The following is a 13,123-nucleotide window of genomic DNA, read 5'->3' on the forward strand; positions in this document are numbered from 1 at the left end:
GGTGATTTAGAGTCGGCTGTTTTTCGGCGCGCGAGTTCCGTCGTGCGGAATCGGCGTCACGTCCTCGATGCGGCCGATTTCGAGACCGGCGCGAGCGAGGGCGCGAATCGTTGCCTGTGCACCGGGTCCGGGGCTCTTGTTACGGTTGCCACCGGGACCGCGGACGCGAACGTGCAGACCGGAGATGCCAGCCGCCTTGATCTGGTCGGCGACACTCTCTGCCATCTGCATGGCCGCGTACGGAGATGCCTCGTCACGGTTCTGCTTGACGACGGAACCACCGGACGATTTGACAATCGTCTCGGCGCCCGTGATGTCAGTGACCGTGATGAGCGTGTTGTTGAACGATGCGTGAACGTGGGCGATTCCCCACTTGTCACCAGTTTCTGATTCGCTCATTCTTGGGCCTCCGCGCGCTCAGGGTGCAGTTCGTCCGAGAGCTTCGACGTCTCGTCGAAAGCCACGGTGTTCTCTTCGTCAACTTCGACCTTGCGGGACGGGACGGTCGTTCGAGCGCCGCCAACGGTCACGTGACCGTGGACGATGAACTGACGGGCCTGTTGCGGGGTCTGTCCGAGACCCTTGCGGTAGGCGACCGTCTGGAACCGTCGCTCGAGAATGTCCGTCACGTCGAGACGCAGGGTCTGCGAAATATCGTCTTCCGCAGACAGGATGCCGTAGCGACGCAGGCGTGCCATGAACTCGGCACCGAGCGCCTCGGCTTCCTCAACGTCACCCTGGGCCTCACCGAGGAGGCTCCGTGCCTCACGGCGGATGTTACGCAGTTCGGACTGCGCACGCCAGAGTTCTTCTTTGTTCTTGAGACCGTACCGAGAGAGGAGGTCCGATTCCTGAGCGATGCGCTCGCCCTGGAACGGGTGGTTGGGCGTCTCGTAGAACTTTGTGTTGTTGCCCGTTGTCATTCTTCTTGCGCCTCTTTGATCTCCTCGACGTTGACACCGATGGTGCCTTCAGTACGTCCAGTGGACTTCGTCCGCTGGCCGCGAACCTTCTGGCCGCGTTGGTGTCGAACGCCCTTGTAGGAGCTGATCATCTTCATGCGGTTGATGTCATGCCGCCGCTTCTCTTCGAGGTCCGAACCCGTGATGTGGCCGGTTTCACCGGAGAAGAAGTCCTTCTGTCGGTTTGCCATCCACGTCGGGGCGTGGTCCTCGAAGTTCTCGACGACACCGACAACGGAGTCGATCTCGTCTTCGGGAAGTTTACCGAACAGCGCCGTTCGGTCAACGTCCGCGGCGTCGGCGATGATGCGCGCTGTGCGCTTGCCGATACCCTTCATGTCCGTCAGACTGCGCTCTACCGTCTTCGTCCCGTCAAGGTCGGTCTGACCAATACGGATGAAGTAACGGAGGTCCTCTTCCTCCTCCGGAGAGCCGTCCTGTGGTTCTTCTGCACTCATGACTTGGAAAGTCGTATTGTGAGCGTTGCGGCGGGGATTCGAACCCCGGGGGCTTGACGCCACTGAGTTAGCAACCCAGCGCCTTGGGCCAGGCTTGGCTACCGCAACACTGCGTTCTGGTTATTTTCGCCCATACGGACTCGGGGACGACATTCCCCTACAGCGATTGCATCCGTTACGAGACGGGGGCATTACTTAAACATCACGAAAGCCCCCTCACGTGTGACGCCGAGATATCGCCTCTCACGCCCATACTGTGGTGTGTCATGGCAATTCACCAAAATCATAACTTTCACAGTTACGTATTTCGCCCAATGAGTTCGACAGACTCGGTCAACCCACCGACGAAACCGATTCGAATCGAGACGGTGGACGAATTAGACGCCCTCCTCGACGAACACGACCGCGTGCTCCTCGACATCTACACGAAGGGATGCACGCTGTGTCAGAGCATCGAGCCGGTTCTCGGAAACGTCGCAAAGGCGACCGACGTGGTCGTTGCGATGATAAATCCGCAGACGGACATGACCGTCGCCGACCGGTACACGATTCGGAGCGTGCCGACGCTCCTGTTGTTCGAAGACGGAACGCTCACCGACCGACTCGCGGACGGATTCCAAGGCGCACAGGCGGTTGTCGATTTCGTCGAACGGGCAGAATAGGAGCCGTCGATGGCGGCGGCTCAGCAGTCGTTAAGTATCGGTATCGTCGTCACTGTCCGTGTTGGCGTCTCGTAGCGCCGCGTCGGTGGGGCGGCCACCTTTTGGCATGACGTTGTCCAGGAGGAAGTAGACCGACTCGCGCATCGCATGCTTGGACTCGGGGCGGGTTCCGGTGACCTGAACGTCGAGACTTCGAAAGAGAAACGCCATCAAATTCTCGGCCATCATCTCCGCGTTCAACTCGCGGTACCGTCCCATCTCCATCTCGCGTTCGATGAGCGTAGCGATGGTGTCGATGACGTGAGACTCCATACGCCGGAATTTCCGGCGGTACGCGTCGTTGTGCGTCGTCTGGGTCCGAAGCTCGAAAATAACTCGCTGGAACGCTCTCGGCCCTTCACGGAACGGTATTCTATGGACGGTGTCTTCACAGTCTCCAGTCTCGTCTTCGGAAGCCAAGACGTACTCGACGAACTCCCGGAGTTCTGCCTCGGGGTCTTCCGCTTCGGGGTCGATATTCTCGACGAAGAGGTCGATAACGTAGTCGATAAACGCCAACAGGAGTTCGTCTTTGTTCTCGTAGTGGTAGTACAGAAGCGAGGTGCTCTTTTCGAATTCCGTGCCGATATTCTTTATCGAAAGGTCTGCATAGCCGTGTTTTACGAGCGCTCTGAGCGTTGCGTCCATAATCGCTTGCTCGGTCTCGCTTCGTCCGGTGTCGATTCGGTCGTCGTTCATGTTCTGTTGCGTAGCGTTTTCAGTCGTCTCTCGGTTCGTCGAATCGGACCGTACACCAGTGGCAGAAGTCGAGTTCCGCGTCGATTTCGCGGCCGCACTGCGGGCACGAAACTGTCTCTGCATCCTCGCCGGGTGTGTGAGGCGTGCTGGATTCGGCGGCCTGCTGTACGCCCAACAAGAACGCGTCGAGAGCGCTAACGAGAGTGACCGCGAGAGCCGGGGCGACATCCATCAATGGTGGTCGCGGCCCGCCGCTTAGCAGGGCAACGCGTGCCGACTCCGGAACAAACAGGAAGACCACAGAGATGGCGAGCGCTATCCAAACCGAGGCGCGTCGCCAGCGCCGAAGGAAGAGATGGCCCGCTCCGGTGATGAAGACGCCGAAGAGCGCGGCGATCCACGGACGGAGCTTGTCGAGTCCGTTCATGCTTTGATTCGGTTGATTCTCGCTCATGAGGGTTCTGTTTGTGGTGTCTCGTGTGGCGTTTCGGTGGTGAGTCCGACGGTCGAGTCGTCGAGTTGCGGTCGGTGAGAGTCCGTCCGTTCGTGTTCGGGAGGCGATACAGCGTTGTTCTGTGAGCGGTTCGGGCGTGTGGGCAGGGGCGAGCGACCGGTACCGCCAGCGTGGGTCGCGGGCGGCCGGGTCGAACTTGGCTGGTCAGCGAGCGGTTCGGGCATCGTGGGCTGGTCGAGAGGCTGTCCGTCAGTTTCGATTAGGTTGCCGCTGGCTCAGACGCGGCCGGATTCTGGTCGGTCAATCGCTCCCAGACGACAATCGTCGGGGGCGTCACGACGAGCGCGGTGAGATACGAGTAGAAGATACTCAGCGCGGTCACGACACCGAACTGCCCGAGAACGGGCGTAATGGCGATTGCGAGCACACCGAGTCCGGTCGTCGTCGTGAGCATACTCCCGGTGAGCGCGCCGCCGGTCCCGCCGACGGTCAGTCGAAGCGCCTCGTCAAGGTTCGTGCCGTTGTATTCGTCGGCAAAGCGGTGGACGACGTGGGCGGAGTAGTCGATACCCAACCCGATGGCAATCGAGAGGATGGTCGCCGTCAACGCGTTCAGCGGGATGCCGAGATAGCGCATCGACCCCGCGAGGAGCGCGAGTGAGACGACGATGGGAACGAGATTGACCACGCCGAGCGTCCACTTGCCTTCCAAGACCTGATAGATGAGGACCAAGAACAGCGCCGTCGCCGCGAGGGCGACCACGAGGCTCTCGATTGCGGACATGAAGATCGTGTCGGAGATATCCTTGAACACGACCGTGCTCCCGGTCGCAGTGGCTCCCATCCGGAGTTCGTCTGCGACGACCTTGCCGTCGGCGACAATCTCGTCTTGGCTGGCGTCAGCCTCGACCGTGTAGACGATGCGCGTCTTGCGGTAGTCATCTGTGATATACGACGACGCCTGCCCGGAGACGGGCGAAGCCAGCAGTTCGTCGTATATCGTTTCGAGGTTGTCGTCGGGGACGCCGTTCCCGTTCGCGTCGTTCCGGTCAACGAGCGCCGCGAACTCGGGGTCTTGCGCCGCGTAGTTCTGGATGACCGTGATGATGTTCTGTGAGTCCGCACGGCGGTCCTCGGTGACGAACGAGTCGGGGGGACTCTCGCCCGCACGGTACATGTCTTCGAGGGCGTGGTCCCGTCTCATCTCCCCTTCGACGTATATCGTCACGCTGTCGCCCTGCGTCGTTTCGAAGTTGTCTTCGAGATAGTTCAGGTCCTTCGTGACGGTGTAGACGCCGGGTTTGAACGGCTCGGGGAGGTCCTGGAGATACGCAGGCTGTTCTTCAGGCGGGAGGAAGTCTTCCTGTGAGAACGTCGTATCGACGCCGGTCCCGTACGCGCCCGCAACGACAGTCGTCAAGAGGATGACGACGAGGAACGCGCGCGGGGCTTTACGACCGATGACGACCCCGACAGAGAGCACTCGGGCAAGAAGCCCGCCTTCGTTGCCGAGCGGTGTCGAACCGAACTCAGGGACGTTGTACTGCGCTCGGAGTTGGTCGGCGTAGAGCTTCGCCGCCGGGAGGAACACCCCGAAGATGAGGAACGTAAACAGGATGCCGACCGCCGCGACGAGACCAAAGTCGCGGATCGGTGCGAGGTCGCTCGTGACGTTCGCAAGGAACCCGAGGACCGTCGTACCGGTGACGATGAAGAACGCGACGGAGAGCTGTTTGACCGTCGTGCGCATCGACGGCACGGGTGCGACGTCCTTGACGCGCTCTTCACGGTAGCGATTCACTGCGTGGAGACCAAAGTCGATACCCACCGCCAAGAGAAGCGGGGGAACCGCGATGAGCATCTGGCTGAACGCGATGTCTGCGAGACCCATGAACCCGAACGTCCAAATGACTGCGAGTCCGAGCGAGATGACTCCGAGGAAGAGGTCGATCGGGTCGCGGTAGGCGATGACGAGGAACCCGAAGATGAGAAGCACTGCGGCGGGAACGACGAGCAACAGCGAGTCGGCGATGACGTTCCCCAACTCACTGGAGATGATACCCCTCCCGAAGACGCGGATGTCGCTGTCGGCGACGGAGGTCATCGACTGAATTTCCTCTTGGATACCGGACAGCGGGCTCGTGCCCGAGGTTCCGGCACTCGACGAGAGTCCGGGAACCTCGTGGCTGACGACGCCGATAGTCGAAGAGGCCGTGACGGATTTGCGGTTGAAGTCGTCGCTCAGCAACGACGCGACCTGCGGGTTCGCCGTCGCCCGCTTCGTCGCGGCGCGGACTTCGCTCGGTGACGCCGATTCGAGCGCGTCTATCTGTTCATCGAGCGTCGTCGCCGATGGGTCGAGCGTCTGTGCGACCGTCGATGCGACGCCCGATGCGGAGGTTGCGCGGAGGTCGGGGCGGTCCAAGATTCGTTCTTGGAGCCGCAACATGTCGAGCATCGCCGGTTTCGAGAGGACGTTTTCGTCCCGTTGGATGAGTTGCGTACTCCCGGAACTCGTCTCGAACGCCGGTGTGAACTCGCGGTTGACGTCGTCGAGTGCTTCCTGTGCGGGAGAGTCCTCGGTGAACTGCGAGGTCCCGGCGTCGGTCGAGATATTCCCGAGACCGGCCCCGAAGACGAGCGTCAACACGAAGAACAGCGCGACGACTCTCCCGGGGTTCCCGACGACGAACTCGCCAAGGCGGTCAACGTACACTTCGTAGTCAATCATTGTGAGGGGAATGTGGGGCGATTAGCGGCGGTACCAGAGGAACCCGACGATGCCGAGTCCGATGATGAGAACGCCACCGATAAGCGGCACCGAGAGGCCGCCACCACCCGACGATTCGGTGATTTCGATGGGGACGGGGTACGAGTCAGAGAGTTTCTGCTCGCCGTCCTCGTTTTCGTACTGGAAGTCGATGTCGAACGAGTAGGTCTTCGGATTCGCCGACGCATCGGCGGTCATTTCGAGCGGAACCTCGGTTGACTCACCGGGTGCGAGTTCGGGGATAAACGCCGTGTCGTCGTCGAGCGTCAGCGGACTGTCTGCGAAGGCCTCCGCGTCGATGTTGCGGTACGTTTCGTCGCCGTTGTTGGTCACGACGAGCGTGACGGTCTGTGAGTCGCCGGCTTCGATAGAGCCGTCTTTGGGCGTGACGTCGAAGAGGTTCTGCTTCGGTTTCACGTCGGCGTTCATCAACAGTGCCTTCGACTGTTGAGTGTCGCCGTCGGGGTTGCGATACTCGACGGTGTAGCTCAGTTGTCGCTGTCCGGCGTCTGCGGAGTCAGTCACTTCGACGGAGAACGAGAAGTCCGACGCGTCGCCGACTTCGAGCGTTCCGAGAGCGTACTCGGTCTCTTTGATGTTCGTGTTGGGGGATTTCGAGGAGATAGTGAGCACGGCATCGCGGGCCGTCTGCGGGCCATCGTTCGTGATGGTGCCGCTCACAGTCGTCTCCCGGCCGACGCGGAGTGTCGAGTCTTCCGCGTCGAGGTCGAACGATTGCTCGGCGAGCGGTTTCACGCCAGTCGTGAGCGCGCTCGACTTCGTGGGAATGCCGTCTTCGTCCTCGTAGTTCACGAGGGCAGAAAGCGAGTACTGCTGTGCGGCCGCTGACCGCGCGACGGTCGTCTCGTAGTCGAGGCGTCGCGTCTCGTTGACACCCCACTTGCCAACGTACCGACTCGCGGAGGCCGCCTGTCCGAACGTGACGTCGCTGTTTTCGGAGTTCATCGAGACCGAGGAATCGAAGGCAGTTTGGGTCCCGACGTTGCGCATCGTGACGGTGGTGGTGCCGCTTCCACCGACCTGTGCGGTCGTCTCGACCGAGACAACTTCGAACCGCGGGGCCTGCTCGATGACGACGGTCACGGGAATCGTGACCTTCTTGTCTGCTTCATTTTTCACGTCACCGTTGTCGCGGACGGACTCGTCGTGTTCGTACCGCGCGACGAGTTTCATGTCGTAAGTGCCCGGCGTGGCGTTTTCGTGTACCGAAACGGAGAACTGCGACTCCCGCTGGGTCGCGTGCGGGAGGTCCCCGATTGGGACGGTCGCGGTGTTCACGTCAATGGGTGCGCCGCCGGATTTGAGCGTGAGGCGAACGTTCCGAGCGGACCGGACCTTCTGTTCGAGTTGCGTCCGCCGCTGGTCGCTCAGCGTCGCGGGACTCTCAGTCGAGGAGAACCGTCGATACTCGGTGTCGCCGCCGTAGTTCGTGACGGCGACGTTCAGCGAGGTCGCCTGTCCGGGGACGAGTTGGTTGCTCGGCGCGTACGCCTGAAGATTCGGGTCACCGACGATGCCGGCCATCGCTGGGCCTGGTACTGCGACCAAGACGATCAGGAAGACCGCAAGTGCACGTGAGAATTTCATGGAGTGTGGAGTTGTGATGGGGATTGGGGTTTCTGTGTTGTCCAGTCGTGTGGGCGGCCGGTGGCGTCCGACAGTCGAGTCGAATCCCAGTTGACTGAACGTACAATCAACACGCTATCGTGAGGAGAGTAGATACATAAACTGAACGGAACTTCAAAAAATTCCCTACAGGTTTAATCCGCTTCCGTAGAGAGTCGTCAACGGTCTCGTACGGTCTCTCAAACGCCGATATACTCCTCGTTTATCGTCCACTCGTCGTTTTCGTCGCGGACGAGGTACTCGCCGTAGTACGGAACTCGGTTGGCGACGACGTCCTCGAAGGCCGCTTCGATTTCCGGTCGCGTCATCTCGCCCATCGGTCGCAGGTCGTCGTTGCGGTTGAGACAGCCCTTGAGGTATCCTTCGTGCGTCACGCGCACGCGGTGGCAGTTTGCACAGAACTCCGGGTTCTCGACCGGGTCTACGATTTCGACCATCCCTCGCCCGACGTGGTAGCGACGGCGGTGGTGCATGTCTCTGCGTTCGATGTCGTCCGCGAGGTCCGCGAGCCATCGGTGGACGCGTTCGATGTCGATATTCCACTCGGGACGGCCGGTGAGTTCCGGCATGTACTGGATGAGTTGGAGTTGAAGCCCCTCGTTTTCGGCGACGTGTTCGACCATCTCTTCGACGTATCCCGCGGTCTTGGTGAACACGACCATATTGAGTTTGGCGGGGGTGAGACCGGCTTCAACGGCCGCCTTGACGCCTTCTATCACGCTGTCGTACGCGCCCGAGTTCGTAATCCGGGCGAACGCCTCCGGGTCGAGTGCGTCCTGTGAAATGTTCACCCGGTCGAGACCGGCATCGACGAGGTCGGTCGCGCGCTCGCCGAGAAAGGTACCGTTCGTCGTCAACGACGTTTCCATTGAGTCCGGCGTCCGTCGAACAATTTCTTCGAGGTCGGCGCGGAGCATCGGTTCTCCGCCCGTGAATTTCACCTTCTCGACGCCGTAGTCTTCGACGACTTCGAGAAACCGGACCACATCGTCCGCGGTCATCTCCGCGTCGGAGGCGTCCATCGGGCCGCGAGTGTCACCGAGTCCTTCGTTGTGGCAGTAGACGCAGTCGAAGTTGCACCGGTCGGTCAAAGAGACACGAACGCCGGTCACCGCTCTCCCGAAGTCGTCCACCAGCACCATACTGAGAGGTTAGGTCGTACGTTGATAAATTCGATGACGCTAGCGGCCAACGAGTAACCAATTCTGGTTACAAACGACCGATATGTGGCCGAACCGGGGTCGCCAAACGAACCCTTACAAAACCCTTATCGGCCGCACCCCGGAAGAACCGATATGGACGAAGCCGACGTACGCGACCGCTTGCGAGCGGTCGAGGACCCCGACCTCGGAGGCGATATCGTCTCGCTTGGACTGGTGAACGCCGTCGAAGTCGATGGCGACACCGCCCGCATCTCGCTCGCGCTCGGGGCACCGTACTCCCCGTCGGAGACGGCTATCGGTCGTCGCATCCGCGAAGTGCTCGCGGAAGACGGACTCGAAGCCGACCTCACCGCCAAGATACCGACCGACCGCGACCCCGACGAAGAGGTTTTGCCGGGCGTCAAGAACATCATTGCCGTCTCCTCCGGGAAAGGTGGTGTCGGCAAATCGACTGTCGCCGTAAACCTCGCCGCCGGCCTGTCGAAACTCGGCGCTCGCGTCGGTCTGTTCGACGCCGACATCTACGGCCCGAACGTCCCGCGGATGGTCTCCGCCGAGGAAGCGCCGCAGGCGACGCAAGACCAGACCATCGTCCCGCCGGAGCGGTACGGCATGAAACTCATGTCCATGGCGTTTCTCGTCGGCGAGGACGACCCGGTCATCTGGCGCGGCCCGATGGTGCACCAACTCCTCACGCAACTCGTCGAAGACGTGGAGTGGGGTTCCCTCGACTACCTCGTTCTCGACTTGCCGCCGGGCACGGGCGACACCCAACTGACAATCCTCCAGACCCTCCCGCTTACCGGGTCGGTCATCGTCACGACGCCACAGGACGTCGCACTCGACGACGCAAACAAGGGACTTCGAATGTTCGGCAAGCACGATACGAACGTCCTCGGCATCGTCGAGAACATGAGCACGTTCCGCTGTCCCGACTGCGGAAACAACCACGACATCTTCGGCGCGGGCGGCGGCCGTGACTTCGCCGCGTCGAACGACCTCCCGTTCCTCGGTGCGCTCCCCCTCGACCCGGCGGTCCGCGAAGGTGGCGACGGCGGGCGGCCCATCGTCCTCGAAGACGAAAACGAGACGGCCGACGCCTTCCGCGTCATGACCGAGAACGTCGCCGATATGGTCGGTATCGTTCAGCGACAGAGCGTGAGCGAGAAATGAGCGGTGAGGGGCAATCTGCTGACGAACAGGACGACGCCGATACCCGGCCAGACGCCGACGCTGACGATGTCGATTGGGAGATGGCCCCCGACTCCGACGCCGAATTTCCCGCTGACCCCGAGACGGTCGAACTCCTCCGCGAAGTCGCCGACGACATCTACGGTGACTCCTCGGAGAGCAAGCAGGTGTCGGCCATCCTCTACCGCGTGAGCGACCTCTACGACCCGGACGGCGATACCTCGCCCGAAGAGATATACCTGAACGTCCGCCACATCATGGATATCAAGGCACAAGGCGGTCTCGACCGCTGAGAGGCGGGAGAATCCACAGTTCGGCGATGCCTCGGGTTTCACATCCGCTATCGGATTTTCACTGGTTCCCTTACAGCGGTCGGTGTTGAGCGATTAGTGCCGACTATCGTAGTATTTCACTTTCACTATGCACTGCGGGCCACACGAGACGAACGTGACAGCGACCGAGATGAGGGGGAGGTTGTCGGGACACCAGTCCGGCGTCAGTAGTCGAGCCTCAGGCGGCGTGACCGTGTCCTCACCGACAGGTGGAGACTGTACAGACCGGGTTCGTTTTGGTTCCTGAGCCGAATTCCTACTTGTGGACGCACACCAACGCCAGTTTCGGAACCCCTTCTCGATGGACACCGACTGCACCAACTGCACGGGTCTCTGTGAGGTCCGCGAACAGGTCGTCCACGGCTACGGCGACGTGGGCGCGGAGTTCCTGTTTGTCGGCGAGTCTCCTTCTGCGGCCGCAGAGAAGACGGGTGTCCCGTTCACCGGCGACGCGGCCGGCGAGCGAGTCCAGCGCATTCTCGGTGCCCTCGGCTTTTCGCGGTCCGACCCCGACGCCGACGAACCGGACGTACAGAACGTCTTTCTCACGTGTCTGACTCGCTGTCGCCACCCCGGCCGAGGTCCGACCGATGCAGAGATTTCGACGTGTGAGCCGTTTTTGAACGCCGAGATTCGGATGATAAACCCACACATCATCGTTCCCGTCGGACAGGCCGCACTGGAGGCGCTCGCCTTCGATTACACGACGCGCGCGGTCGATAGCTTCGACATCGACGCGGAGCACGCGACGACAATCCGTGGGCGCGGGTTCGAACTCGTGCCGATGAAGGAACCGACCCGGCAGACGAACGCCGAGACCGAGGCGTTCGTCGAACACGTCCGAGAGTCCGTCTTCGCCCGGGACTATCGGCAGACGAAAGGCCGGCAGAGTCGCTGAGACGGCCGTCGGCAAGCGGCGGGTTCAAGGGTTTCCCGGCGCGAGAAGAGACCATGACCGTCATCGCCGTACTCGCCGAACCGCCGCGGCCCGGACTGGTCCTCTCCGACCTCGCCGAGACGAGTCCGCTCTCCGAAGACGACGCCGCCGCGCTCTACGCCGCGATGCTCAAGGACATCTGTATCGCCGTAGAGCGGTCGGGGGGCGACCTGCTCGTAAACTATCGCCCCGACGACCAACTCCCGGAAGCGTTCGTCGGCGAGCACACCGCAGAGGCCGAGATTCGGAGTGTCGTCGCCGACGCCCTCGGCGGGACCGGCGACGTTCGATTCGAGCCACAGGTCGGCTCGACGTTCTCCGCCCGAGCGGGCAACACCGTCTCGCACCTCCTGAACGAAGAAGAAGTCCACTCGGTCGCCGTCGTTCGGCCGATTGCACCGCTTTTGGGTCGTACCCACATCGACAGCGCGGCGATGAAACTCCGCAGTACGCCGGTCGTTCTCGGTCCCTCGACGGAGGGACGAGTCTACTTCTCCGGCTTCCGTGAGTTGGTCGATTTTACCGACGCGTACGAGACACCGGCGGTCGAGACGCTCGCCGAGGCGGCCGACGACGCCGACCACGGACTCGACTACATTCCGATGCTTCCGGTTCTCGAAACGGGTGCCGACCTCGCAACCGTCGTGCCGATGCTCCGCTCGCGCGTCGAGGCAGAGCGCGTCGTTCCCGAGCACACGACGACGTTCGTGTTCGAACAAGCGCTTCGCGTCGAGGAGACAGACGGCGTGCTGGAACTCGTTCGCGGCTAACGAAAGCGACAACTCTTAGGTACGTGAATTAGAACTGTCGTGCGAGGGTGGGATGGCGGAGCGGCCTAACGCGCCTGCCTTGAAAGCAGGTTTCCTCACGGAATCCTGGGTTCAAATCCCAGTCCCACCGCATTCTGACGCGAACAACTCGGCGAGCACCGCGTAGCGTGTACTCGCCTTCGTGAGCGTCTGTATCAACTCCCAGTCCCACCGCATTCTCAGAGAGCAGGGCAACCAAATCGAAACCCTCGTTCAAAACCGATACGCCATCATCACTTCGTCAACGAACTCGCCGTCGATGGTGTAGTGTTCTCTGCGAATCGCTTCGGTCTCCCAGCCGTGGTCGCCGAGGAACTCCAGAGCGCGGTCGTTCGTCATGGGAATGCTGTTGTAGACCTTGCGGAAGCCGTTTGCTTCCGCCCAATCGAGGCCGCGCTGGAGAAGCAGACTCCCGATACCCGAGTCGCGGAAGTCGTCTGTGACGCCGACGGTCTGTTGTGCAGTCTCTCGAACCTTCTCGACTTGCGGGAGGTCGAGATGCGTCCACCCGACGACTTCTCCTTCGACGGTGGCGACGAAAAACACCCGCGACGCCACCCGATTGTGGCGCGTGACGGTCTCTTCGTAGAGCAGTTGCTCGGCGATGCTTTCGGCGATAACGTAGGTCTTCTCCGACGTGACGTCCCGAATCGCGTCAACGAGTCCTTCGAAATCCTGCTGGCGACCCGGCCGGATGGTGACCACGCCCACGTCGGTCTGGTGTTCTTCGATTGCACCGACGTCGAGCGCTAACTGGAGCGTCCCGCCGTCTTCCTCCAGATAGCCTCGTGACTTTAGGCGGTCAAGCTCGGTCCCGAATTCGTCGGACGAGACGGGGGCGATATCGAGGAGTACGTTCCGTTTTGCGGTTCCGTGGCGCTCTACGTACTCGTAAATCAGCTTACTGGCCTCTGATTCGAACGTTGGGTGTTCGGTCGCTCGCATACTCCCATGAAGATAGATGGCCATGCGTATATTTCTTGTTCAGCGGCACCACATG

At 61.3% G+C, this 13,123-nt stretch carries 14 protein-coding genes and 2 tRNA genes; 6 read left to right on the plus strand and 10 right to left on the minus strand.

Features of this window, described 5'->3' with window-relative positions; genetic code table 11:
- Positions 1-6 precede the first annotated feature (6 nt).
- The 4 genes from C440_RS11130 to C440_RS11145 form a co-directional block, all read right to left on the minus strand.
- A complete protein-coding gene (locus C440_RS11130) occupies positions 7-399 on the minus strand; it encodes a 30S ribosomal protein S11 (protein ID WP_008320582.1) in 393 nt (130 codons plus the stop codon).
- A complete protein-coding gene (locus C440_RS11135; RefSeq protein ID WP_008320583.1) occupies positions 396-923 on the minus strand; it encodes a 30S ribosomal protein S4 in 528 nt (175 codons plus the stop codon). Before C440_RS11135 ends, C440_RS11130 begins: the two co-directional genes overlap by 4 nt.
- Complete coding sequence (locus C440_RS11140) at positions 920-1,420, minus strand: 30S ribosomal protein S13 (RefSeq protein ID WP_008320584.1); 501 nt, start codon at positions 1,418-1,420, stop codon at positions 920-922. Before C440_RS11140 ends, C440_RS11135 begins: the two co-directional genes overlap by 4 nt.
- A 23-nt stretch (positions 1,421-1,443) precedes the next feature.
- Positions 1,444-1,528 (minus strand) — tRNA-Ser (locus C440_RS11145).
- A gap of 206 nt (positions 1,529-1,734) precedes the next feature.
- Between C440_RS11145 and C440_RS11150 the strand changes: the two genes are divergently transcribed.
- Positions 1,735-2,082: a thioredoxin family protein gene (locus C440_RS11150; protein WP_008320585.1), complete on the plus strand. Its 348-nt coding sequence runs from the start codon at positions 1,735-1,737 to the stop codon at positions 2,080-2,082.
- A gap of 30 nt (positions 2,083-2,112) precedes the next feature.
- Here C440_RS11150 and C440_RS11155 read toward each other — a convergent pair whose 3' ends face one another.
- From C440_RS11155 to moaA, 5 genes are all read right to left on the minus strand, one after another.
- The gene (locus tag C440_RS11155; RefSeq protein WP_008320586.1) at positions 2,113-2,820 is read right to left on the minus strand and encodes a TetR/AcrR family transcriptional regulator; all 708 of its coding nucleotides are present in this window, start codon (positions 2,818-2,820) and stop codon (positions 2,113-2,115) included.
- A gap of 19 nt (positions 2,821-2,839) precedes the next feature.
- Positions 2,840-3,247, minus strand: a complete 408-nt coding sequence (locus tag C440_RS11160) for a zinc ribbon domain-containing protein (RefSeq protein ID WP_049915732.1) — start codon at positions 3,245-3,247, stop codon at positions 2,840-2,842.
- Positions 3,248-3,533: 286 nt separating this feature from the next.
- Entirely contained in the window at positions 3,534-6,005 is a 2,472-nt protein-coding gene (locus tag C440_RS11170; RefSeq protein ID WP_008320589.1) for an efflux RND transporter permease subunit, read from the minus strand.
- A 21-nt stretch (positions 6,006-6,026) separates the two neighbouring features.
- Positions 6,027-7,652 carry a COG1361 S-layer family protein gene (locus tag C440_RS11175; protein WP_049915734.1) on the minus strand — a complete coding sequence of 542 codons (1,626 nt, stop codon included), beginning with the start codon at positions 7,650-7,652 and terminating at the stop codon, positions 6,027-6,029.
- Positions 7,653-7,870: 218 nt separating this feature from the next.
- Positions 7,871-8,833, minus strand: a complete 963-nt coding sequence (gene moaA, locus C440_RS11180; protein WP_008320591.1) for a GTP 3',8-cyclase MoaA — start codon at positions 8,831-8,833, stop codon at positions 7,871-7,873.
- A gap of 153 nt (positions 8,834-8,986) precedes the next feature.
- On the opposite strand from moaA, the gene C440_RS11185 reads away from it, so the two are divergent.
- From C440_RS11185 to C440_RS11205, 5 genes are all read left to right on the plus strand, one after another.
- Positions 8,987-10,027, plus strand: a complete 1,041-nt coding sequence (locus C440_RS11185; RefSeq protein WP_008320592.1) for an Mrp/NBP35 family ATP-binding protein — start codon at positions 8,987-8,989, stop codon at positions 10,025-10,027.
- Positions 10,024-10,338 (plus strand): hypothetical protein, encoded by a 315-nt coding sequence (locus tag C440_RS11190; protein ID WP_008320593.1) that lies wholly within the window; start codon positions 10,024-10,026, stop codon positions 10,336-10,338. Before C440_RS11185 ends, C440_RS11190 begins: the two co-directional genes overlap by 4 nt.
- A 301-nt stretch (positions 10,339-10,639) precedes the next feature.
- Positions 10,640-11,275, plus strand: coding sequence for a uracil-DNA glycosylase (locus C440_RS11195; protein ID WP_008320594.1), 636 nt, complete (start codon positions 10,640-10,642; stop codon positions 11,273-11,275).
- Between the two features lie 53 nt (positions 11,276-11,328).
- Complete coding sequence (locus tag C440_RS11200) at positions 11,329-12,084, plus strand: hypothetical protein (RefSeq protein WP_008320595.1); 756 nt, start codon at positions 11,329-11,331, stop codon at positions 12,082-12,084.
- A gap of 46 nt (positions 12,085-12,130) precedes the next feature.
- Positions 12,131-12,214: transfer RNA gene (locus C440_RS11205), tRNA-Ser, on the plus strand.
- 122 nt (positions 12,215-12,336) lie between these two features.
- On the opposite strand, the gene C440_RS11210 is transcribed toward C440_RS11205, so the two are convergent.
- Positions 12,337-13,068 (minus strand): GNAT family N-acetyltransferase, encoded by a 732-nt coding sequence (locus tag C440_RS11210; protein WP_008320596.1) that lies wholly within the window; start codon positions 13,066-13,068, stop codon positions 12,337-12,339.
- Positions 13,069-13,123 lie beyond the last annotated feature (55 nt).

The sequence above is a fragment of the Haloferax mucosum ATCC BAA-1512 genome, assembly GCF_000337815.1.
Lineage (GTDB): Archaea > Halobacteriota > Halobacteria > Halobacteriales > Haloferacaceae > Haloferax > Haloferax mucosum.

Coding starts and splice junctions, on each gene's coding strand:
- C440_RS11175 (WP_049915734.1), bottom strand. CDS start 7,652: ATGAAATTCTCACGTGCACTTGCGGTCTTCCTGATCGTCTTGGTCGCA.
- moaA (WP_008320591.1), bottom strand. CDS start 8,833: ATGGTGCTGGTGGACGACTTCGGGAGAGCGGTGACCGGCGTTCGTGTC.
- C440_RS11160 (WP_049915732.1), bottom strand. CDS start 3,247: ATGAACGGACTCGACAAGCTCCGTCCGTGGATCGCCGCGCTCTTCGGC.
- C440_RS11150 (WP_008320585.1), top strand. CDS start 1,735: ATGAGTTCGACAGACTCGGTCAACCCACCGACGAAACCGATTCGAATC.
- C440_RS11185 (WP_008320592.1), top strand. CDS start 8,987: ATGGACGAAGCCGACGTACGCGACCGCTTGCGAGCGGTCGAGGACCCC.
- C440_RS11155 (WP_008320586.1), bottom strand. CDS start 2,820: ATGAACGACGACCGAATCGACACCGGACGAAGCGAGACCGAGCAAGCG.
- C440_RS11140 (WP_008320584.1), bottom strand. CDS start 1,420: ATGAGTGCAGAAGAACCACAGGACGGCTCTCCGGAGGAGGAAGAGGAC.
- C440_RS11200 (WP_008320595.1), top strand. CDS start 11,329: ATGACCGTCATCGCCGTACTCGCCGAACCGCCGCGGCCCGGACTGGTC.
- C440_RS11135 (WP_008320583.1), bottom strand. CDS start 923: ATGACAACGGGCAACAACACAAAGTTCTACGAGACGCCCAACCACCCG.
- C440_RS11170 (WP_008320589.1), bottom strand. CDS start 6,005: ATGATTGACTACGAAGTGTACGTTGACCGCCTTGGCGAGTTCGTCGTC.
- C440_RS11190 (WP_008320593.1), top strand. CDS start 10,024: ATGAGCGGTGAGGGGCAATCTGCTGACGAACAGGACGACGCCGATACC.
- C440_RS11130 (WP_008320582.1), bottom strand. CDS start 399: ATGAGCGAATCAGAAACTGGTGACAAGTGGGGAATCGCCCACGTTCAC.
- C440_RS11210 (WP_008320596.1), bottom strand. CDS start 13,068: ATGCGAGCGACCGAACACCCAACGTTCGAATCAGAGGCCAGTAAGCTG.